Raw genomic sequence first — 20631 nt, forward strand, 5'->3', positions numbered from 1 at the left:
AACCGTAATTCGCGGAACAGCCGGAGCCTTGGCGGTCACGCTGCTGCCCGCCGGCGCCCTGCAAGCGGCCGGCGCTCAGCCGGCACAAGCACAGCCGGGTGGGACGACTTCATCGATCGGGATACGAGCCGGCTATCTGGACCTCAAGCTCGACAGGGCGGGGACCGTCACAGGGCTGGTGGACGTCAGGACCGGGGTCGACTACCTCGCGTCCGATCGCGCGGCGTCCCTGGTCAGCCTGGTCGTCGACGGCGAGCAGCAACGACCGACCACGGTGGACCGTTCCGGACCTGGCGGCCAGATACTCTCGTTCCGGAACAGGGCGGCGAACTGGACGATCCAGGTGAAGGTGGCCAGCAAGGGCGGCTACGCCACATTCGAGGCGGTCGCCATCGACGCGCCCGGGGGCGTCGATGTGCAGACCCTGCTCTGGGGCCCACTGGCCACGTCGATCTCCTCGACGATCGGCACAGCGGTGGGCGTGGTCCGCGACGACGAATTCGCCATCGGGCTCCGCCCGCTGACCGACCGCACCGAAGGCGCCTGGCCCCAGGAGTTCAAGGACATGGGCTGGGAGAGCGAGGTCGACCACGATCCGGACCATGTAAGCGTGGGTTCTCTGGAGGAGTGGAGCGCGGCAGGCGTGACTCCCTGGGGCTCCGTACTGCGCGCCTTCACCTTCGACTACACCAAGGAACGCCACCGCGAGGTACACGGTTACCCGATCGCGGTCGGGCCGCTGCCCGGCCGCGACGGCAAGATCGCAGGCTCCAAGATGGCACTCTTCGGAACCTCGCCTGAGGCGACGCCGACGATCCTGTCCAACATCGCAGCGGGCGAGAAGCTGCCGTACCCAAGGCTGAACGGTCAGTGGCAGAAGACCTCCCAGGCGAGCAGCCAGTCATGGTTGGTGCTCGGCGACCTGCGGAGCGACAACATTCCGGCGGCGGCAGGATTCGCCCAGGCGGCCGGTATGGAGCGCATCTACTCACTTACCACCAACTACGGCCCTTGGGCGTCGAGCGGTCACTACAGGTTCGACGCGAGCCTGGGCGGGAGCGACGCCGGGGCCGCGGCGGCCGTGGACATCGCCAAGGCCGACGGTGTACAGGTCGGCGTGCACACCCTGTCGGACTTCATCGGCACCGGCGATGAAGCCTACGACTGGGCCTGGAGCCCGCGAGACGACTACGTCAGGGCACCCGCCGACGACCGGCTCGTGACCGGGGGCGGCGCCTCGCTCACCCGGCAGTTGTCGGCCGGCGACACCACCGTGTACCTCGACTCCGGCACACTGCTTGCTGCGGGCGTGTACCACAGCATATTGCGCATCGGGGACGAATTCGTCAGCTACGAAGCGGCCGAGCAGGTGGGGAAAGAATGGAAGTTGACCGGCCTGCGTCGCGCGCGTTGGGGATCGGTCGCGGCCTCACACGCTGCGGGCGACCGCGCCGCCAGAACCGTGGCCAACAGCTACGGCGGCGCGATCGGTAACCATGCCATCCTCGACGAGATCATCGACAGGCTGTCCACCGCATGGAACGCAACCGGTATCACCGGGATGTCCTGGGACGGTCTGGAGTCGGCATCGGAGTCCGGCTGGGGCGCTTACGGCATCGCTCACCTGGTGAACACGACGTATGCACGAACCGATGCCAAGGACCGGTTGATCTCCGAGACCAGCCGGATGACCTCGAACACCTGGGACGCGCTGACCCGTGCCAGTTGGGGTGAGGTCGGCAGTACCTCCATGGAGCAGGTGCTCAAGAACAATACGTACCTCCGGGCGAACTACCTCCCCGGAATGCTCGGTTGGATCAGCCTCAAGGGCTCGGACAGCCTGCTCATCATGGAGTGGAAGCTGGCGCGAGGCGCCGGTCTGAATGCCGGGGCAGGTTTCCAGAGCTCGGTTTCCAGCCTCGTGTCGGGCGGAGATAACACGAAGCGGCTGCTCGAGGCCATCCAGCAATGGGAGACGGCACGCAACCTGGGTGCGTTCACCACGGAGCAGCGGGCGCGCTTCCTCGACCTGACGACGAACTGGCACCTGACCGTGGTCAAGCCGGGCATGCGATGGTCTTTGCAGGAGCTGGACGCTGCCGGGAGCCCGGTCGGCGACCCCCAAGCCGTCGTCGCGCCGACCCCGGAGCTCGATGCCGGAGCGCTGCCCGCGGCGGCCAAGGGCGCCCTGTACGAGGCGGTCGTGAAGACCAATACGCCGGCGACCACGCGATATGCGGTGACCTCGGGAGCGCTGCCCGCGGGGCTCGCGCTCAACGCCGACACCGGAGGGATCGTTGGCACTCCGGTCAGGGAGGGAACTGCACGGTTCACGATCACGGCGTCCCAGAGTTACGGTCAGCCGCCGGCGCAGCGCGACTACGTGATCGACGTAGGCCGGTGAGCCGGGCGAGTCGCACGCCCTGAGCCGCTCCCTTGAAAGGAGGGGATGAGCGCGGACCGCGACGGGCCGGCACCCCGACGCCGGATGGCGAGTCTCCACCCATGCCGAGAGTGACCGCTGACGGCTGGACCACGGATCGGCACCTCATGGCGCGTCGGCCGGGACACCGCCACTCGACCCGCTGTCGGGCAGCGTACGCACTCCGGCGGGGGCGTGCGGTGGTCGAAAACCGGTCAGCAGGTCAGGATCCGGTCGACGGTTCCTGCGGTAGTGAACCCCGGTAGGTGCGGCCTCCGCGGCGTGGCAGTGAGGCAGGTACGTCGTCGGGGCCGGCGACCGTTTCGACGGCCAGATGCAGTTCCGCCCTGGCCGTGGCGGAGTTCAGGTCCAGGTTGAGCTTGTGGCTGCACCTGTCTAGCCACGCGGTGAGGGTGGAGCGGGCGAGTCCCAGCTCGGCGGCTGCGGGAGCGGTCCGGCCGTGATGCTGGAGCCAGCATCGCAGTGCGATACGCAGTGGCCTGTCGAGCGGTTCGAGCAGGGCGGATGCCCAGCTCTTGGCCTGGTGGGCGTTGAGGAGTTCGGTGGGCACCGGCGGGCCAGGAAGCGGGCGTGCCGGCGAGGTGGCCGGCAGAGGAGAGGGGGGGACTCGCAGCGCCAGCAGCAGTTGCGCTTGGACGGTGGGGTGGTCCAGGTCAGCCGCAAGCAGTGGGCTGATTTCTCGCAGTCGCGTGCGTACCGTGTTCTCAGAGACGCTGAGGACTGGCGCGGCAGCCTGAGCTGTTCCTGATCGCAGGTAAGCTTCAAGTGCCCGGCGCTGCTCGCCGTCCAAGGGCTGGAGGACGGCTGCGGACCATGCCACGAGCCGGGCGGGAGGCACGGCGCGGAGCAGCCCGAGTTCTGCCAGACCTTCGGTCGCGATCCTGAGTCGCCCCTTTGCCGCGCCCTTGCGCACAACTCCCGCTTCCGCCCACGCGAGGGGGGCCATGCCCAGCGGTGCCGGGTCGGCTGCGCCTCCGGTCAGCTGATGCCGTTCGGCCGTGCGGGCGGTGAGCGAGAGCGCCAGGTGGGGGTCGCCGTCGGCGCCGTGGAGGTCGACGACAACCAGTTCTGTCCCGTCGAGGCAGACCAGCCGGTGCGTCTGACTGAGGGCTCCGCTGAGCTGTGCAGTCCGCCACAACACCTGGTAGGCGGCGTGTGTAGCGCGGGGATTGCCGGTGAGCCTGTACATCGTGGCGTGCATTGGTGTGGTGCCGCCCAGCACGTCGGCGGCCAAACGGTGCTCGCCGCGCAGCAGGAGGCGCAGCACGGCCGTGTGCATCCGCTGCTCGATACCTCGCACCTTGTCCGCCTGTAGCGCCCGCACTCTCAGCAGCTCGACGGTGGTCCGCGCGATCAACGCTACTCGGGAGGCAGGCACCGATGTACCGGGACCGAGGACGAGCACGGCAGCACCAACCCGACGAATCGTCAAGTGCGGGTGGGCCTGGGGGTGGGCCGCGGCATGTACCGCGGCGCACCCGGCGGTCTGGAGGTCCCCCGAGAATGCGCCGGCCACGGGGTCCACCAGGACAGCCCAGCCGTCGGCCAGGGCAGCGGCTTCGTCGAGCAGCGAGGTGCCAGGGCGGGCCGCGGCGTGCGTGAGCCGCTGCACCACTCGGTAGTGCGTCATCTTCACAGAGGAGGCGGGCGGGCGATCCCCGAGGTGCTGCGCCTGGTCCGCGCTGTTCGTCGTCATGGGATCACGGGATCCGTGCCACGCCACCCCACCCCGCGCGCTCGGTGGTGCGGCCGGTATTCGCGTCGGGTCGCCAGTTTGGCCAGGACACGAAGCCGGGTTCGACCAGATCAAGGCCATCGAAGAAAGCCTTCGTCACCTCCGGTTCACGCATAATGTAAGGAATGGCGCCAGAGTTGTTGTATTCGTCCTGCACCTCACGATGCTTGGCATCGCTGGCGGTGGAGTGGCTCAGGGACAAGTAGCTCCCCGAGGGGACCCGGGCCACGAGGCGGCGTACCAGGCCCAAGGCTTCGTCCCAGTCTACGATGTGCCCCAGCACGTCATTGATGACCACGGCGATGGGCCGACTCATGTCCAGAGTCTTCGCGGCGCCGTCCAGGACGAGGTCGGTATCGCGCATATCCGCGAGCACGTAGTCCATAGCACCCTCTAAGGTGCTGTCGCCCATGGCGTGCACATGCAGCAAGACGAGGGGGTCGTGGTCGACGTAGACCACGCGGCTCTCGGACGCGATGCGCTGAACGATCTCGTGAGTGTTGTTGGCCGTGGGCAGTCCGGCACCCACGTCGAGAAATTGGCGCATCCCGCACTCTCGGGCAAGGTAGGTGACGGTGCGTACCAGAAAGTTCCGTGACTCCCGGGCCATCTGCGTCATGTCAGGGTACTTGGTGCTGTAGGCATCGCCGGCGGCCTTGTCGGCGGCGAACCAGTCTTTGCCGCCCAGCCAGTAGTTCCAGACACGCGCGCTGTGCGGGACGGACACATCGATCTCGTCCGGCTTTGTCGGCTCGGTCATGACAGTTCCTCTTTCCACTTGTGGGGATGGGACGCTGTGAGGCTGGAGTAGTCCAGGAGTGTGCGGTAGGCCGCCACGGTCTCGGGTTCATCCACGACGTCGGCGGAGCCGGCCGGGCCTCCCTGCCGTACCACGTGGTCTGGGATCTCGGGCACCTCGACCCGGTAGAGGGTCAGGCTCGGACATTCGGTCAAGACGTGTGGGGGTCCTTTGAGGGCGTGGACCTGCAACGTCACCTTGCGCCGGTCGGCGGCAGACCGCAATGCCTTCATCTGATCGGCCATGATCTCTTCACTGCCTACACGGGTGTGCAGCGCCACGGCCGACATCAGGGACCAGATATGTGTCTGCTGTGCGCGCAAACGCTCCTGCCGCTCCATCAGAAACTCCGTTCGCCGATCCCTGTCCGCAGGAGACAGAAACGGCCACAGGGCGTCGTAAACGGCGCGGGCATAGTCCGGTGTGCGCAGCAAAGCAGGAACAAGTGCCGGATCCCAGGTGCGGATCACACTGGCCGCGGATTCCACGCTCATCAAGTCGAGCTGCCATGAATCCATGACGGCACGCCACGGATGCCACCAGCCCGGCAAGTTGGCGGTCGCCAACTTGCCGAGGATCTCCTGGATCTCCGCAGGACCGGCCCCGTACGCCTGAAGCAGCGTGTGGACCTGGCCCTCATCCAGCGATGTCCGGGCCTGTTCGATTCGCCGAACGGTGGCCGGGTGAGCGCCGAGAACATCAGCCGCCTGCCCCGGCGAAAGCCCCGCACCCTCCCGCAAGTCCTTGAGCCGGGTGGCCAGGACGAGGTGCGCGACGGTCGGACCAGACCTCTCTCGGGCCACAGGACCCACCCTCTCCAGCACTCTCCGCAACTTGCGGATAACGGTCACTCTGCACCTTGCAATCCCTGCACGCAACCCGTTGAGATAGGTCCGACCACGACAAGTGGTCGACGACCTCGCGGTGTTGGGCCGCGATGTCCGTCGAGCGGTCGCTACGAGCTGGCCTTCTCGGCCGGCACCTGCGCGGGGCACAGGACCTGACTCACCGCCAGTTCTGCAGAGACGTGATTGACCCACAAGAGCAGGAGCAGAGAGGCGCGGAGATGATTGATGACGCGGGATCCGCCCAAGGCAATCCCGAGCGCCCCCACCGTCGACGAGGCGTGCGCAAGCCGCCGCGCCCACGAACACAACGAGACGAACCTGCCGTTGGCCCACGGCAGCCGGACGAACGCGTATGAGCCCGGCCGCCCCCGCCCGTTTCTGTCTCGACACCCGTCGTGCATGCCTCCGGCCGGTGCTCGTCGAGGACTTCGTCGGCGTCGGCGACGCGTTCCAGTTGGTGGCCCTCATGACCATCCAAGGGCACCGGGCCTGCGGCCGTGGGTGGCGCAGCGAACGCGGCGGCGGCACGCGGAAGGGCGAGTCGGTCGACAGCGGCTTGCCGCTGTTGGTGGAGCCCAGAGCCAGGCGCAGCATCAGCTCGGTGTTCTCCACCTTCAGCTCCGCGATCTCAGCATCCTTGGCCGCCAGCTGCAGCTCAAGGACCGTCTGCCGCGCCTACAGCTCGCCGATCACGCACACCGAATCGTCGTACGACAGGCGGCGCGATGCGGGGCAGCACGCCCACACCAACGAGGGGATCAGTCGCAGGTCACGCACATCGTGAGTAGTCGCGCCATGAAGAGAAGGATCAGCACCCAGCCACCGCACGGGGAGACAGGAGTTCACCCGCATGCCGCACAAGCGGATGCCGTTGATGACCTCCAGCCGCGATGCGGCCGGAAGCGGACCGTCCTGCCGTCCGTGCTCGCGCTCATACTGGCGCACCCACGTGCGAAGCGTCTCGGGGTGCATGTCGAGTTCCCGGGCGACGTGCGCGATCGGCTTGCTGGATTTCAGTGCCAGCTGGACCGCTTCTTCGCGGAACTCCGGCGAATACTTGCTCGGTGGCGCCACTGCTTCTTCCCTCGATTCCTTACAGGACAACCCTATTGGGTCCCTGTCCAGGATCTTCGGGGCTCCTCACTCTCTACGGAGGTGTTGGCCACAAACCCATGGGAGGCCACTGACGATGTCCGCGCTGGTATCTGCCGCACTGGCGCACCGCCGAACGGGCCAACCGCAGAAGAGGCAGCTCTCTCTTCCCCCAGGGGGCTAAAGCCATCTACGCCTGACCCTTCCCGGCGAAACGCAGGTCCGACTCGTAGTCGAAACGCAAAGAGATATTCACTCACCAGGGCAATCACGCACACATCACACGTCTCGGGAGCCGTGCGCCATGCCGGTACAGACAGAACAGCCGCCCGCACACCTGCTGCCCGTGCTGCGGCAGATGCTTGCGGGCACGCCGGACCTCGTCGCGAGCCGAGCCCTGCACATGTCGCCGCGGACTTACAGCAGGCGCGTAGCCGAGCTGCTGGCATCCCTCGGAGCGGACAATCGATTCCAGGGCGGCGTGGAAGCCGCACGACGCGGCTGGATCCCGCTCCCGCCCCGGCGCAGAGCAGACGCGGAGCACTGACCACGGCCGATTGACGAGTCACACATCGCACCACGAGCTCCCAGCGCCCGCAGTGGTGTGCGCGGCCGAGGTGCTGCGGCGGGAGGCCGTGGCGGCGGGCGACGGGCGGTGGGGCACCGCCCCGTTCCGTATCGGCCTGTGGGTGGGCACCTCGGTGTCGCCGAAGTGGTTCGGCGAGGCCCGCGAGCAGGACGCCGCGGCGGTCGACTCGGCCGACGACAAACACGCTCGCGTGATCCAGGTGCTCAGCTGCCCCTGGTGCGGTCAGGGGCTGAGCGCGCACCGCAACATGGACGCGGACGTGGGCCGGCGCCGGGTGCTGCTGTACTGCCCGCGCGGGGAGGCGAGGACCGCTGCCCCTTCTCCCGGCTTGCCGCGCCGGGGGAGGGCATTCCGGTGCTGACGGTCGACGAGGAGATCTACCGGCTCGCTCCGGCCATGCTGATCGCCACCGTCGACATGCTCGCCCAACTGCCCTGGAACGGCTACGCGGGGCTGCTCTTCGGCCGCGTCACCGAGTGGTGCCCCCGCCACGGCCTCCGCCACCCCGGCCTGGACGCCGAGACCGGCTGCGGCGGCCGGCACAACGCGAAGGCCCCGCTGCTCGCCGTCCGGTCCCAGCCGATGCCGCGGCTGCGCCCGCCGGACCTCATCATCCAGGACGAACTGCACCTCATCTCAGGTGGGCTGGGCACTACGGTGGGTCTGTTCGAGGCGGCGGTCGACCAGTTGTGCGGTTGGAGCCTGAGCGATTCGGACGGCAGCCGCCGTGAGGTGGGACCCAGGATTGTCGCCTCCACCGCGACCACGAAGCGCGCGGCCGACCAGGTACGCGGCGTCTTTGGCCGCAGGGTCGCCGTCTTCCCGCCGCAGGTACTGGACGTCGGCGACACGTTCTTCTCCCGTCAGGTCGAGCTGAGCGGCGACCATCCGGGCCGCCGCTGTCTGGGAGTGTGCGCCCACGGCACCCGCCTGAAGGCGGCCGAGATCCGTGTCGCCGAGATCATGCTGCTCGCCGGGCAGCAGCTCTTTCGACACGTACGGTGAGCCCGCCGATCCGTACATGACGCTGGTCGGGTGCTTCAACGTCGCCCGCGAGCTGGCCGGCATGCGGCGCTATCTGGACGACGACATCACCACCAGGGTGCGGCGGAACGGCTCCCGCAAGGGGCACGAGACCATCGCTGACCGCCTGGTGGGGACCGAGATGCTGAACATCCAGGAACTCACCTCGCGGATCTCCTCCGCCGATGTCGGTGCCACGCTCAAGCGCCAGGAGAGGGGTTTCGACCCCGAGTGGCACACCTCGAAGAGGCGGCGGGCGCTGCGGGCCGAATGGGCGGAGGCATACCGGGCCAAGCGCGAACCGCGGGTCGACCCGCCCAGAAGGGCCCAAAGGCCCGTGGACGCGGTGCTGGCCACCTCGATGCTGCAGGTCGGCGTCGACGTCTCGCGGTTCGGGCTGATGCTCGTCGTCGGCCAGCCGGAGAACACGGCGGAGTACATCCAGGCATCGTCCCGCGTCGGCCGCGACGTCCGCCGGCCCGGTCTCGTCGTCGCCCTCGACAACTGGTCCCGGCCCCGCGACCTCGCCCACTTCGAGGACTTCGAGCACTACCACGCCACCTTCTACCGCCAAGTCGAGGCGCTGTCCGTGACCCCCTTCATCCGCCGCGCGCTGGACCGGGGCACCGCTGCTGTTTACGTGGCGGCCTTGCGGCAGGCGGCGTGCGAGCACTCCCGCAACACCGACGCCCACACCCTCGACCTGGACGGCGACGTGGCCGCCGAGGCGGAGCGGCGGTTGCTGGAGCAGGCCGGGACCGTCGGCGGCGACCGGGCACGCCGCTACCTCAGCGAGCGCATCGACACCCCACCGGCGGCAACGGCGGTCTCGGTGGCGGTGAGCGCGATGTCGGCAGTCCGGCGGGTGACGGCGGCGAGCGGTATCGGCATCGGAAAGCGGTCGCGATGTGTGCAGATCCGGTCGCGGTTGCACCGACCCGGGGTCGCTCGGGAAGAATGCCCCGCGATGAGTGCACCCGAATCCGCGCGGCACGAGGCCGGGCGCGGCCCGTTCGCCCACCTCACGGTTCCCCATGCCGCCCTCTACCGGCAGGTGATGGCCGTCTTCACCGCGGCCAAGGAGCGCTTCGCGGTGCACCTGCGGCCGGAGGACGTCCACGCCGCGCTGCCGCCGGAGGAGCGGCCGGCCGAGGCGGAGGCCGTGGCCAAGGCGCTGGACCGGCTCGTGCAGTGGGGCAACCTGCGGGCCGACCCGGACACCTCGCGCGTGACCGCGGTCGAGGACTTCTACCGCAAGCGGTTCATCTACCAGCTCACGCCGGCCGGCGAAGCGGTGGAGCTGGCGATCGCGGCGTACGACGAGGCGCTGGGGCGGCGCGGCGCACTGCAGGCCGTCGCGCTGCACGACATCGTCACCCAGCTGCGGGCGCTGCTGGTGCTCGCGGCGGACGACGAGCCGGACGCGGCGAAGGCGCATCTGGCACTGGCCGCGCTCGCGGACCGGTTCGCGGCGCTGGCGGAGAACGCGCGGGCCTTCATGGGTTCCCTGCAGCGCACCATCGACCTGCACGGGGTCGAAGTCGAGGTCTTCCTCGCGTACAAGGACCGGTTGATCCAGTATCTGGAGCGGTTCATCCAGGACCTGATCGCCCTCGGCGGGCGGATCGCCCGGCTGATCGGGGAGCTGGAGCAGCAGGGCCGGGTGGAGACGCTGCTGCGGCTCGCGGCTGCCCGCGAATCGGCCGACGCCGCACCGGAGGAGGCCGAGACCGCGCAGGCGCAGGCGTACGAGCGCTGGGCGGCCCGGTGGTCGGGGCTGGCCTCCTGGTTCGTCTCCGCGGACGGCCGCGAGTCGCAGGCCCGGCTGCTGCGCGGCCGGGCGCTCGGCGCGATCCCGCAACTGCTGGCCGTGGTACGGCAGCTCAACGAGCGGCGGGCCGGACGCACCGACCGCTCCGCGGACTTCCGCACCCTGGCCCGCTGGTTTGCCGAGGCGCCCGACGACGCCGCCCGGCACCGGCTGTGGCGCGCCGCCTTCGGTCTCTATCCGGCCCGGCACCTGACCATCGACGCCGACACCCTGGCGGCGCGGGCCGCGGAGCCGGTGCCGCCCGCCACGCCGTGGGCGGCGGCGGAGCCGCTGAGGATCAGCCCGCAGCTGCGCCGGACGGGCAGCTACGAGCGGCGGGGCAAGCCGCGGCGGGTGCGGGACCGCTCCGCCGAGCGGCGGCGGCTGGCGGAGTACGCGGTCAGGCAGGCGGCCGAGACCGCCGCGGCCCGCGCCCGGCTGGCCACCGGCGGCGAGGTCCGGCTGTCACAGGTCGGCGAACTCGACCCGGTGGCCTTCGGCCTGTTCCTGCGGCTGCTCGGGGATGCGCTGGCCACCTGGCGCCCGGATACCCTGACCACCACCGCGACCAGCACCGACGGCACGATGGAGATCCGCCTCACCGCTCTGCACGACGGTGGACGGGCGGAAGTGCGCACGCCGGGCGGGGTGTTCCGCGGGCCGGACCACCTGCTGGAGATCACCGCCCCGGGAGGCGCCGCACCACTGGCCGTGGACGTGCCCGCAGACGTTCCCGTGGACACGGGTGTACGCGCATGAGCAGCCCCCTCGGCGAGTTCCTGGACGCCCACCGCGGCGCCGAGCTGCAGAAGGCGGCTCGCGCGCTGCTGCGGGAGCCCTTGCTGCTCGCCGGCGGCCCGCAGGCGGACAGCTTCCGGCTGGTCCGGCGCTACGCGGCCGAACTGCGCGAGTGGTTCGACCGCAACACCGGCTGGCCGCTGCGGGTGGACGCCGAGTCCGCCCGGCTGCTGCGCACCCCCGGCACACTGGCGGACCCCACGCATCCGGCGCGCGAAGTGAGCCGTTCGCGGGCGCCGTTCACCCGGCGCCGGTACGTGCTGCTGTGCCTGGCGCTGGCGGCGCTGGAGCGCGGCGAGGCGCAGATCGCTCTCGGCCGGCTCGCCGAGCAGGTCGTTCTCGACGCCGCCGACGAGCAACTGGCGGCGGCCGGGCTGGAGTTCACCCTGGAGCGGCGCGACGAGCGCCTCGACCTCGCGGCCGTGGTCCGGCTGCTGCTGCACCTCGGGGTGCTGCGCCGGGTCGCCGGGGACGAGGACGCGTACGTCTCCGGCTCCGGCGATGTGCTGTACGACGTGGAGCGGCGGGTGCTGGCCGGGCTGCTGGCCGCCCGCCGCGGTCCGTCGCTCGTCACCGCGGGGCGGTTCGCCGAGCGGCTGGCCGGACTCACCGCCGAGACCGAGCTGGACAGCGACGAGCTGCGCTTCCGCGCCATCCGCTACCACCTCACCCGGCGGCTCCTCGACGACCCGGTGCTGTACTACGACGAGCTGACCGACGAGGAGCTGGCGTACCTGACCCGGCAGCGGGCCTTCCTCACGTCCCGCATCACCGAACTGACCGGGCTGGTCGCCGAGGTGCGGGCCGAGGGCATCGCCATGGTGGACCCTCCCGGCGACCTGCGCCCGGGCGGCGCCTCCTTTGACCTCACCGACGTACGCATGCCCGAGCAGGGCACGTACGGCCACGTCACCCTGCTGCTCGCCGAGCACCTGGCCGCGGCAGACGGGCCCGTCGCCGAGGCCGCGCTCGGCGCCCGGGTGCGGGAGCTGGCCCGGCAGCACGCCGGGTTCTGGGCCAAGAGCGCCCGGCAGCCGGGCGCCGAGGCGGAGCTGACCGGCCAGGCTCTGGACCGGCTCACCGCGCTGGGCCTGGTGGTCCGTACGGCCGAAGGAGTCGTCCCACGGCCCGCACTCGCCCGGTACGCGGTGGGAGAACCCGTCGTGCGTCCAGTCCCCGACCCCCGAAAGGCCCCCGAGCAGTGACCGTTCTCCCGCACGCCGTGCCCGGTCGGTGGCGCCCTCTGCGCATCGGCCTGGTCGACCTCTTCTACTACGACACCGAGGAGTTCTGGTTCCGCGACGGCCGCCTGCTCCTGCGCGGCAACAACGGCACCGGGAAGTCCAAGGTCCTCGCCCTCACCCTGCCGTTCCTGCTGGACGGCGACCTGTCCGCGCGCCGCGTGGAGCCCGACGCCGACCCGGGCAAGCGGATGGAGTGGAACCTGCTGCTCGGCGGCGAGCACCCGCACCCCGAGCGGCTCGGCTACACCTGGATCGAGTTCGGCAGACGCGACACCGGCACCGGGCAGCCGCACTTCGTCACCCTTCTGTGCGGGGTGAAGGCGGTCGCGGGCCGCGGCATCGCCCGCCACTGGTACGCGGTCACGGACCAGCGGATCGGCACGGAGCTGAGCCTCGTCGACGCCACCGGCACCGCGCTGTCCCGCGACCGGCTCACGGAGGCCCTCGCGGGTCGCGGCATGGTCTACGACCAGGCGAAGGCGTACCGCAGGGCGGTCGACGAGGCGCTGTTCGGGCTCGGCGAGCGGCGCTACGCCGCCCTGGTCGACCTGCTCATCCAGCTCCGCCAGCCGCAGCTTTCGAAACGGCCCAGCGAGGCCGCGCTGTCGCGGGCGCTGACGGAGGCGCTGCCGCCGCTGGATCAGACGGTGATCGCGGACGTGGCGGAGGCGTTCCGCTCGCTGGACGAGGAGAAGGAGGAGCTGCGGCAGGCGGCCGAGGCAGAGCGGGCCTCCTCCGCGTTCCTCGATCACTACCGCCGCTACGCCCGCGTCGCGGCCCGCCGCCGCGCGCGGCTGCCGCGTACCGAGCACGCCCGCTACGAGCGGCTGGGCCGCGACCTCGGCGCCGCGCGGGAGGAGCTGGCACAGGCGGAGGCGGACCGGCAGGTGGCCGCGGCCCGGATCGCGGAGCTGGAGGAGACGGCCGTACGGCTGAAGGCGCAGGAGGAGGCGCTGCGGGCAGGGCCGGAGATGCGCAGCGCCCGCGAGCTGGAGCAGGCCGCGGACGACGCCCGTCGCACGGAGGCAGAGCTGCGGCGTGCCGAGGCCGACCGGGAGCAGGCAGCGCAGGACCACACCCGGGCGCTGGGCCGGCTCGCGGATGCCGTCGCCCGGCTCGGGGAAGCGGAGGACCAGCTTGCGCGGATCGTGGAGCAGGAGCGGGAGGTGGCCCGGGCCGCCCGGCTCACCGGCGGCCTGAGGACAGACAGCACCCCGGAAGCGGAGCTGCGCCGGGCGGCCGAGGAGGCGGTCAACCGTAGGCGGCGCACGGTGGACCACGTGGCGGACCTGGCGGCGCAGGCCGAGCAGGCCGCGGCCGAGCGCCGCGTCGCCGCCTGCCGCCTGGACGAGGCCGAGCGGGAGGCCGGGCACACCGCCGAGCGGCACGCCGAGGCCGAGGCGGCGGCTGCCGCGGCGGGAAGCGCGCTCGTCGCCGCCGTACGCGACCATCTCCGGGGCTGCGCCGAGCTGGCCGTCGACGACCCCGGGGGGCTGCTCGACGTCCTGACGGACTGGACGACGCATCTGACCGGCCCGTCACCCGCCCGCGAGCGCGCCGCCCACGCCCATCGCGTGCGCGCCGCGCGGCTGGCCGACGAGTCGGCCGCGCTGGGGCGGCGGCTGGCGGACCTCGGCGTCCGGAGGGAGGCGGCCGAGCGGGAGCTGGCCGGGCTCGAAGCGGGCGGCCAGGTCGGGCCGCCGGTGCCCCACACGCGTACCCCCGGTGTACGCGAGAAGGCGCCGGGCGTGCCGCTGTGGCGTCTCGTTGACTTCCGCGAGCATGTCGGTACGGAGGAACGCGCCGGTCTGGAGGCGGCGTTGGAGGCGTCCGGGCTGCTGGACGCCCGGGTGTGTCCCGACGGCACCGCGCTCGCGGCGGACGGGCACGACGTGCTGCTCGCCCCCGGTGCTCCGCTCACCGGGCGACCGCGCCTCGACGGGGCCCTGCGCCCGGCGGTGGACCGCGGCGACGCGCGTGCCGCCGCGGTGGGCGAGGCAGCGGTGGTTCGGCTGCTCGGGGCGATCGGTCTGGGCGACGGGCCGGGTGACGGCACCGGCACCGGCCACGGTGACACCTGGGTGGCTCCGGACGGCCGCTTTCGCGTGGGCGCGCTGACCGGCACCTGGGCGAAGGACTCCGCCGTGTACGTGGGTGAAGGTGCGCGCGAGGAGGCCCGCCGGACCCGTATCGCCGAGCTGCGCGGCGAACTCGGCGAACTCGCGGCGGCGCGGGCGGCACGTCAGACGCAGCGGGACGCGGTGGCCGCCCAGCGCCGCACGCTGGACGCCGAACTCGCCGCCGTCCCCGACGAGGCGGACCTGCGCCACGCACACGCGCAGACCGCCGTCGCCGCGGAGGCCGCCCACCGGGCCCGTAGCCGCCGCGACGAGCATGCCGGGACGGCCCGCGAAGCCGCCCGTGTGGAGGAGGCTGCCGCCACCGAACTGACGGAGACCGCCGCGGCCGTGGACCTGCCCGCCGACCGGCCGGGTCTGACCGCCGTACGGCAGGCGCTGGCCGACTACACCGCAGTGCTGGCCGCGCTGTGGCCGGCGCTGCGCGAACGCGCCGCCGCCGCGCGGGCCGCCGCCGAGGACCGCGGCGAGACCGAGCGGGCCGGGGAACGGGTGGCGGAACTGACCGTACGCGCCGAGGAGTCGGCCCGTACGGCAGCGGCGGCCGGGGAGCGCCACGCCACCCTGGGCAGCACTGTGGGCGCGGCCGTGGCCGAGCTCCAGCGGCGGCTGGCAGAGACCGCGGACGCACGGGACGCGTGCGAACGGGGTCAGCGGCAGGCGCGTACGGACCACACCTCGGCGGAGAAGAGCGCCGGGCGTGCGGAGGGGAGGATCGAGCAACTGGAGAAGGACACCCGGGAGGCCACCGCCGCCCGCGCCGAGGCGATTGCCGCGCTGCAACGGTTCGCCGCCACCGGGCTGCTCGCCGTGGCGCTTCCGGATGTGGCGGTGCCGGCGCAGGACGCCGGCGGCTGGGCGGCGAAGCCCGCCATCGCGCTCGCCCGCACCGTGGAGGCGGAGCTGGCGGAAGCCGGCGTCGACGACTCCGACGGCGCCTGGGAGCGCGTGCAGAAACGGCTCGGCGAGGAGTACAAGAAGCTGCAGGACGCCCTCTCCCGAGGCGGCCACAGCGCCAGCGCACGGATGACCGACGACGGCATGGCCGTCGACATCCTCTACCAGGGCAGGGAGCGGGCCGTGCCCGAACTTGCGGAGGCGCTGGCGGCCGAGGTAGCCGAGCTGCAGCGGATCCTGTCCGCGCACGAGCGCGAGATCCTGGAGACCCACCTGCTCACCGAGGTCGCCGGCACCCTCCAGGAACTGATCGCCGCCGCCGAGCTGCAGGTGCGGCGCATGAACGACGAGCTGGAACAGCGCCCCACCTCCACCGGCATGCGGCTGCGGCTGATCTGGCGCCCCTCCCGCAAGGCGCCGGCCGGCCTGGACCGGGCCCGTACGCGGCTGCGGCAGACCGCCGACGCCTGGGCACCGGAGGACCGGGCCGCGGTCGGGGAGTTCCTGCAGGCCCAGATCGCGCGGCAGCAGAATGACGAAGGGGAAGGAGGCGGGAAGGGCAGTTGGCTGGAGGTGCTCACCGCGGCACTGGACTACCGCTCCTGGCACGAGTTCGGCGTGGAACGCCACCAGCAGGGCCGGTGGGTGCCGGCCACCGGACCCGCCTCCGGGGGAGAGCGGGTGCTGGCCATGAGCGTGCCGCTGTTCGCGGCGGCCTCTTCCCACTACGCCACCGCCGCACAGGACGCCCCGCGGCTGGTCGCCCTGGACGAGGCGTTCGCCGGTGTCGACGACGACTCCCGTGCCAAGTGCCTCGGCCTGCTGCACGCCTTCGATCTCGACGTGGTGATGACGAGCGAGCGGGAGTGGGCCTGCTACCCGCAGGTGCCGGGGATCGCCATCGCGCAGCTGTCGCGGGTGGACGAGATCGCGGCGGTGCTGGTCACCCGCTGGGAGTGGGACGGGGCGATTCTGGACCAGGGCGTGGAGCCGGAGCGCACGGCGGCGGCGCAGGGTGGTGTCCCGGTGCCGCGGGCCGGTGCCGCGCAGGAGTCCGGTGCGGAGCCACTGTGGACGTGAGCGGGGACCTGCCGCCCGCCGGAGCCGAGCCGACCGGCGACGACGACGCGGTGCGTATGGACCCCGACCGCCTCACCCGCCTGCTCGGCGATCCGGGCCTCGGTTGGCTGGTGGAGCGCGTCCGCCGCCGGATGGCCCGCGGCGAGCCCTTGACCGGCGCGGTCACGCTCGCCTCTGCCACGGCCGCACAACGCGCGGCCACCGAACGCCTGCTTGGCCGCGCCCCTCGTCCGGGCCGCTCACTGAGCGTACGGCTGAACGAGGTCGACGCGGTGCTGCGCCGCTCACGTGTCAGCCCCGCGGGCCTGGCCGCCGCCGTGACCGCCTTGACCGGACCCGTGCAGGCCCTTGCAGAGGCCCGCGAGCGGGAGGCGCGGGCGTGGGAGGAGGCGTACGCACCACTCGCGGCCCTGCCCGCGGACCTGGCGGACTGGGCCGATGACATCCGCCGTGACGGCTTCGTACGCCGCCTCGCCCGCACCCCCGATGCGGCCCGCCCGCTGCTCGCCGCGACCGTCTCGGCGCTCGTCGCGCTCCCCGCCGATCCGGCCCGCTCGCTCGCCGAGTTCGCCGCCCAGACGCTCGGCGACGCCCATGCCCTCGACGACGGCACCCCGCTCGCCACCCTGGTCCGCTCGGGCATCCTGGCCCTGACGGGCTTCCCCGACGGCGAGGGCGCCGAGTGGCGCCGGGCGGCCTGGGCCTCGGCGGGCCTGTTGAAGGACGCCCTGTCCGCCACCGTGCTGGCCCTGGGTGTGCGCGGCACCGCGGCACTCGACGCGCTGGCCGACGCGGGTGAGCCGGCGGTGCTGACCCTGCGCCAGCTCGCCCGCGGCGCGCCCCTTTCGCCGGCCATCACCCCCACGGTGTACGTATGCGAGAACCCCGCGGTCGTCGCAGCCGCGGCCGATGCGCACGGCGCCGCCTGCGCCCCCCTGGTCTGCCTCCAGGGCCAGCCCTCGGCCGCCGCGCTCACCCTGCTGCGGCTTCTGCACACGAGCGGGGCGAGGCTGCGCTACCACGGCGACTTCGACTGGGGCGGCCTGCGCATCGCGGGCGGGCTGCTGCGCCGCGTGCCGTGGCGCCCCTGGCGCTACACCGTGGTGGACTACCGGGCGGCGGCGGCCACGATGCCGCTCGCACGCCCGCTGCGGGGCACCCCCGCGTCCGCCCCCTGGGACCCCGGGCTGACCGCCGCTCTGATCGAACTCGGGGTCCGTGTCGAGGAGGAAAGCGTCATCGACGACCTGCTCGGCGATCTGATTCGCTGAGCCCGCCGCCGGCCACCCGCCCACCGCGGATCAGCCGCCTGCTGAACACACCCGGGCGTGACAGGTGGCAGGCGTTCGATGAAACCGGCTGATCTGCTCACTGCCGGGGGCAGCGACGACCGCGTACCGACAGAGGTCGGAAACGGGCCGGGGCCGCGGTCGCGAACACCAACGTCACGGTGACCCGCAACGGCGTGGAGCCGGAGCGGGTCAAGACCCCGCTGCCGATCCAGGCGTTCCGGATGCCCGAGGACGAGGGCACCTGGACCGGCCCGCGTGCCGCCGGGCTCGCCGCGGCCCGATCCGGCGGAGGCATAGTCTGAACCTCCGGGTGTCCGGCAATCGGACCGTGCCATACGTCCGGAGGTTGCCGCACCCCGGCACTGAGCCCGCCCGCAGCCCATGGAGAAGCGCATGTCCCTCGCCGTCGTGGTCGGAGCCGGTGGCACCGGCGTGGCCACCGCACGTCTGCTCGCCGACGCCGGCCACCGCGTCCGATTGGTCACCCGCAGCGGCGGCGGGCCCGAGCACCCGTCGATCGAGCGCGTGGCCGCCGACGCCGCCGACGCCGACCGGCTCTCGGAGGTCGCCCGGGGCGCCGCCACCCTGTTCAACTGCGCCGCCCCGCCGTACCACACCTGGCCCAAGGCCCTCCCGCCGCTGGCCGAAGGGCTCCTCACCGCGGCGGAGCGCACCGGCGCCGACTACGTCATGCTGGACAACCTCTATGCCTACGGGCCCGTCGACGGGCCCATGACCGAGGACCTGCCCCTGGCCCCCTCCAGCGTCAAGGGCCGCGTTCGGGCCGAGGTCTGGCGGCAGGCCGACGCCGCGCACGAGGCCGGGCGGGTGCGCCTGACCACCGTCCGCGCCTCGGACTTCATCGGCGCCGGCGCGTACTCCGTCATCTCCCTCACCGTCGCGCCCAAGGTGCTGGCCGGCAAGCCCGCGTTGGTGCCGGCCGACCTCGACGCCCCGCATAGTTGGACGGCCACCCGCGACGCCGCCCGGGCGCTGGTGACCGTCGCGCAGGACGAGCGGGCCTGGGGCCGGGTCTGGCACGCGCCCACCCCACCGCCGCTGTCCGTACGCGAACTGGCCGCCCGGCTGGCCCGGCTGGCAGAGGTACGCGAGCCGCGGCTGCGCGCCATGCCGGGCTGGGTGCTGCGGGCCGGCGGGCTGTTCTCGCCTGTGGTGCGGGAACTGCCGGAGATGCAGTACCAGTTCCAGCAGCCGTTCGTCCTGGACTCCTCCCGCATCGAGGAGACGTTCGATCTCCACCCGGCTCCGCTCGACGAGACGCTCAGGGAAATGATCACCGCCGGCTGACCGCCGTGGTGCCCCGCCGCCCCTTCACAGGCCGGGGGCGCCCCACAGCGGGAACCAGCGGGTCAGGTCCTGCTCGATGCGCAGGTCGTCCTTGACCACTGCCTTGACCTGGAGTTCCAGTGAGTTGTCGCGCTTCTCGCCGGGCAGCGGAGCGAACGGGTAGAAGGTGCCGCGCTTGTAGAGGTAGACCATCGCCATGGGGCGCAGCTCGGCGTCGCGGAAGGAGACCAGGGAGCAGAGGAGTTGCGGACCGAAGCCGCTGTCCTGGAGCGAGGAGTTCACCGCGTGTACGTCGCCCACCAGCGCGGGCAGGTTGTCGGGATCGCGGCGGGAGAGCAGCCAGGAGTATCCGTAGTCGTCACGGCTGAACTCCACCGGCACACCGGCCCGTTCGGAGTCCGCGTCCAGCAGGGCCCGTACCTCCTGCTGGACCTGGGCGAAGGCCCCGCCCTCGATGGAGGCGAAGCACACCGAGCCCGCGCCGGTCGGGGTGAAGCCGATGGCCGCCTGGAGGGTGATCGCCGCGGAGGGGAGTCCGAAGAGCTGGTCGAGGTCGGGCCTGACGGGCTTGGACCGGCCGAACAGGGAATCCAGAAAGCCCACGAGGTCTCAGCTCCTTCTCACGGCGTCCCGCCACCCGGTTCGCCCAGCTCGGCGGAGATCCCCGCGAGGGCTTCCAGACGGCGTTCCAGGCTGGGGTGGGTGGAGAACAGGTTGGCCATCGGGGTCCCCGGGCGGAGGGCGGGGGTGAAGAAGAACGCGTTGAACGCCTGGGCGGTGCGCAGATCCTGGGTGGGGATACGGGCGATGTCCCCGCTGATCTTGGTGAGCGCCGACGCCAGCGCGGAGGGCTTGGCGGTCAGCATGGCTCCGGCTCGGTCGGCGGCGAGTTCGCGGTAGCGCGAGAGGGCGCGGATGAGCACGAAACTGATCGCGTAGACGAGTGCGGAGACCGCCATGACGGCGGCGAGGATGACGACGGTGTTCTGGTCGCGCTGGCGTCCGCCGAAGAGCTGGGAGTAGAAGGCGAAGCGGACGACGAGTCCCGCGATCACGCCCAGGAACGAGGCGATCGTGATCACCGCCACGTCACGGTGCGCTATGTGGGAGAGCTCGTGGGCGAGGACGCCTTCGAGTTCCTCGGTCGTCAGGCGGCGCTTCAGCCCCGTGGTGACGCAGACGACGGCGTGGTCGGCGTTGCGGCCGGTGGCGAACGCGTTGGGCAGGTCCATCTCGGAGACGGCCACCCGGGGCTTGGGCATGTCCGCGGTGGCGCACAGCCGGTCGATGATGCCGTGGAGCTGGGGATCTTCTTCGGCCGTGACGAATCTGCCGTGCATCGCGTACAGGGCGATCCGGTCCGCATACCAGTACTGCACGAACAGCACCCCGGCGGCGATGACGACCACCAGAACGACGGACTTGAGCAGTGCGATCAGCGCGGCGACGAATGCCACGTACACCAGCCCGAGCAGGAACATCGTGACCACCATGCGGGTGGTCAGCTGCCGATCGGGTGGAAAGCGGCTGCGCAT

General features: G+C 71.8%; 16 protein-coding genes. 10 read left to right on the top strand and 6 right to left on the bottom strand.

The features are described from left to right. Nucleotides 1-28 precede the first annotated feature (28 nt). A complete protein-coding gene (locus ABGA99_RS06440; RefSeq protein ID WP_347576315.1) occupies nucleotides 29-2404 on the top strand; it encodes an Ig domain-containing protein in 2376 nt (791 codons plus the stop codon). A 241-nt stretch (nucleotides 2405-2645) separates the two neighbouring features. On the opposite strand, the gene ABGA99_RS06445 is transcribed toward ABGA99_RS06440, so the two are convergent. The 4 genes from ABGA99_RS06445 to ABGA99_RS06460 all read right to left on the bottom strand — a co-directional run bounded on the left by ABGA99_RS06445 (nucleotide 2646) and on the right by ABGA99_RS06460 (nucleotide 6899). Beyond that, a complete protein-coding gene (locus ABGA99_RS06445) occupies nucleotides 2646-4139 on the bottom strand; it encodes a helix-turn-helix domain-containing protein (RefSeq protein ID WP_347576314.1) in 1494 nt (497 codons plus the stop codon). A 4-nt stretch (nucleotides 4140-4143) separates the two neighbouring features. Then, the gene (locus tag ABGA99_RS06450) at nucleotides 4144-4938 is read right to left on the bottom strand and encodes an SAM-dependent methyltransferase (protein ID WP_347576313.1); all 795 of its coding nucleotides are present in this window, start codon (nucleotides 4936-4938) and stop codon (nucleotides 4144-4146) included. After that, nucleotides 4935-5780, bottom strand: coding sequence for a helix-turn-helix transcriptional regulator (locus tag ABGA99_RS06455; RefSeq protein WP_347576312.1), 846 nt, complete (start codon nucleotides 5778-5780; stop codon nucleotides 4935-4937). The genes ABGA99_RS06450 and ABGA99_RS06455 overlap by 4 nt, the downstream gene beginning before the upstream one ends. A 720-nt stretch (nucleotides 5781-6500) precedes the next feature. Then, entirely contained in the window at nucleotides 6501-6899 is a 399-nt protein-coding gene (locus ABGA99_RS06460) for a transposase (RefSeq protein ID WP_347576311.1), read from the bottom strand. Nucleotides 6900-7221: 322 nt separating this feature from the next. On the opposite strand from ABGA99_RS06460, the gene ABGA99_RS06465 reads away from it, so the two are divergent. The 9 genes from ABGA99_RS06465 (at nucleotide 7222) to ABGA99_RS06505 (ending at nucleotide 19096) form a co-directional block, all read left to right on the top strand. After that, nucleotides 7222-7464: a hypothetical protein gene (locus tag ABGA99_RS06465; RefSeq protein WP_347576310.1), complete on the top strand. Its 243-nt coding sequence runs from the start codon at nucleotides 7222-7224 to the stop codon at nucleotides 7462-7464. A 10-nt stretch (nucleotides 7465-7474) separates the two neighbouring features. Continuing rightward, nucleotides 7475-7867 carry a hypothetical protein gene (locus ABGA99_RS06470; protein WP_347576309.1) on the top strand — a complete coding sequence of 131 codons (393 nt, stop codon included), beginning with the start codon at nucleotides 7475-7477 and terminating at the stop codon, nucleotides 7865-7867. Continuing rightward, the gene (locus tag ABGA99_RS06475; RefSeq protein WP_347576308.1) at nucleotides 7861-8511 is read left to right on the top strand and encodes a hypothetical protein; all 651 of its coding nucleotides are present in this window, start codon (nucleotides 7861-7863) and stop codon (nucleotides 8509-8511) included. Before ABGA99_RS06470 ends, ABGA99_RS06475 begins: the two co-directional genes overlap by 7 nt. Nucleotides 8512-8527: 16 nt before the next feature. Continuing rightward, the gene (locus tag ABGA99_RS06480) at nucleotides 8528-11098 is read left to right on the top strand and encodes a TIGR02677 family protein (RefSeq protein ID WP_347582282.1); all 2571 of its coding nucleotides are present in this window, start codon (nucleotides 8528-8530) and stop codon (nucleotides 11096-11098) included. Further along, entirely contained in the window at nucleotides 11095-12342 is a 1248-nt protein-coding gene (locus tag ABGA99_RS06485; protein WP_347576306.1) for a TIGR02678 family protein, read from the top strand. The genes ABGA99_RS06480 and ABGA99_RS06485 overlap by 4 nt, the downstream gene beginning before the upstream one ends. Further along, a complete protein-coding gene (locus tag ABGA99_RS06490) occupies nucleotides 12339-16496 on the top strand; it encodes a TIGR02680 family protein (protein ID WP_347576305.1) in 4158 nt (1385 codons plus the stop codon). Before ABGA99_RS06485 ends, ABGA99_RS06490 begins: the two co-directional genes overlap by 4 nt. Then, on the top strand, nucleotides 16493-17767 hold the full coding sequence (locus ABGA99_RS06495; protein ID WP_347576304.1) for a TIGR02679 family protein: 1275 nt from the start codon (nucleotides 16493-16495) through the stop codon (nucleotides 17765-17767). The genes ABGA99_RS06490 and ABGA99_RS06495 overlap by 4 nt, the downstream gene beginning before the upstream one ends. Before the next feature lie 179 nt (nucleotides 17768-17946). Beyond that, the gene (locus ABGA99_RS06500) at nucleotides 17947-18090 is read left to right on the top strand and encodes a hypothetical protein (RefSeq protein ID WP_347576303.1); all 144 of its coding nucleotides are present in this window, start codon (nucleotides 17947-17949) and stop codon (nucleotides 18088-18090) included. 91 nt (nucleotides 18091-18181) lie between these two features. After that, nucleotides 18182-19096 carry an NAD-dependent epimerase/dehydratase family protein gene (locus ABGA99_RS06505; RefSeq protein ID WP_347576302.1) on the top strand — a complete coding sequence of 305 codons (915 nt, stop codon included), beginning with the start codon at nucleotides 18182-18184 and terminating at the stop codon, nucleotides 19094-19096. Between the two features lie 24 nt (nucleotides 19097-19120). Here ABGA99_RS06505 and ABGA99_RS06510 read toward each other — a convergent pair whose 3' ends face one another. Together ABGA99_RS06510 and htpX are read right to left on the bottom strand one after the other, a co-directional pair. After that, on the bottom strand, nucleotides 19121-19699 hold the full coding sequence (locus ABGA99_RS06510; RefSeq protein ID WP_347576301.1) for a hypothetical protein: 579 nt from the start codon (nucleotides 19697-19699) through the stop codon (nucleotides 19121-19123). Between the two features lie 17 nt (nucleotides 19700-19716). Then, nucleotides 19717-20631, bottom strand: a complete 915-nt coding sequence (gene htpX / locus ABGA99_RS06515) for a zinc metalloprotease HtpX (protein ID WP_347576300.1) — start codon at nucleotides 20629-20631, stop codon at nucleotides 19717-19719.

The sequence above is a fragment of the Streptomyces sp. B5E4 genome, assembly GCF_039871555.1.
Lineage (GTDB): Bacteria > Actinomycetota > Actinomycetes > Streptomycetales > Streptomycetaceae > Streptomyces.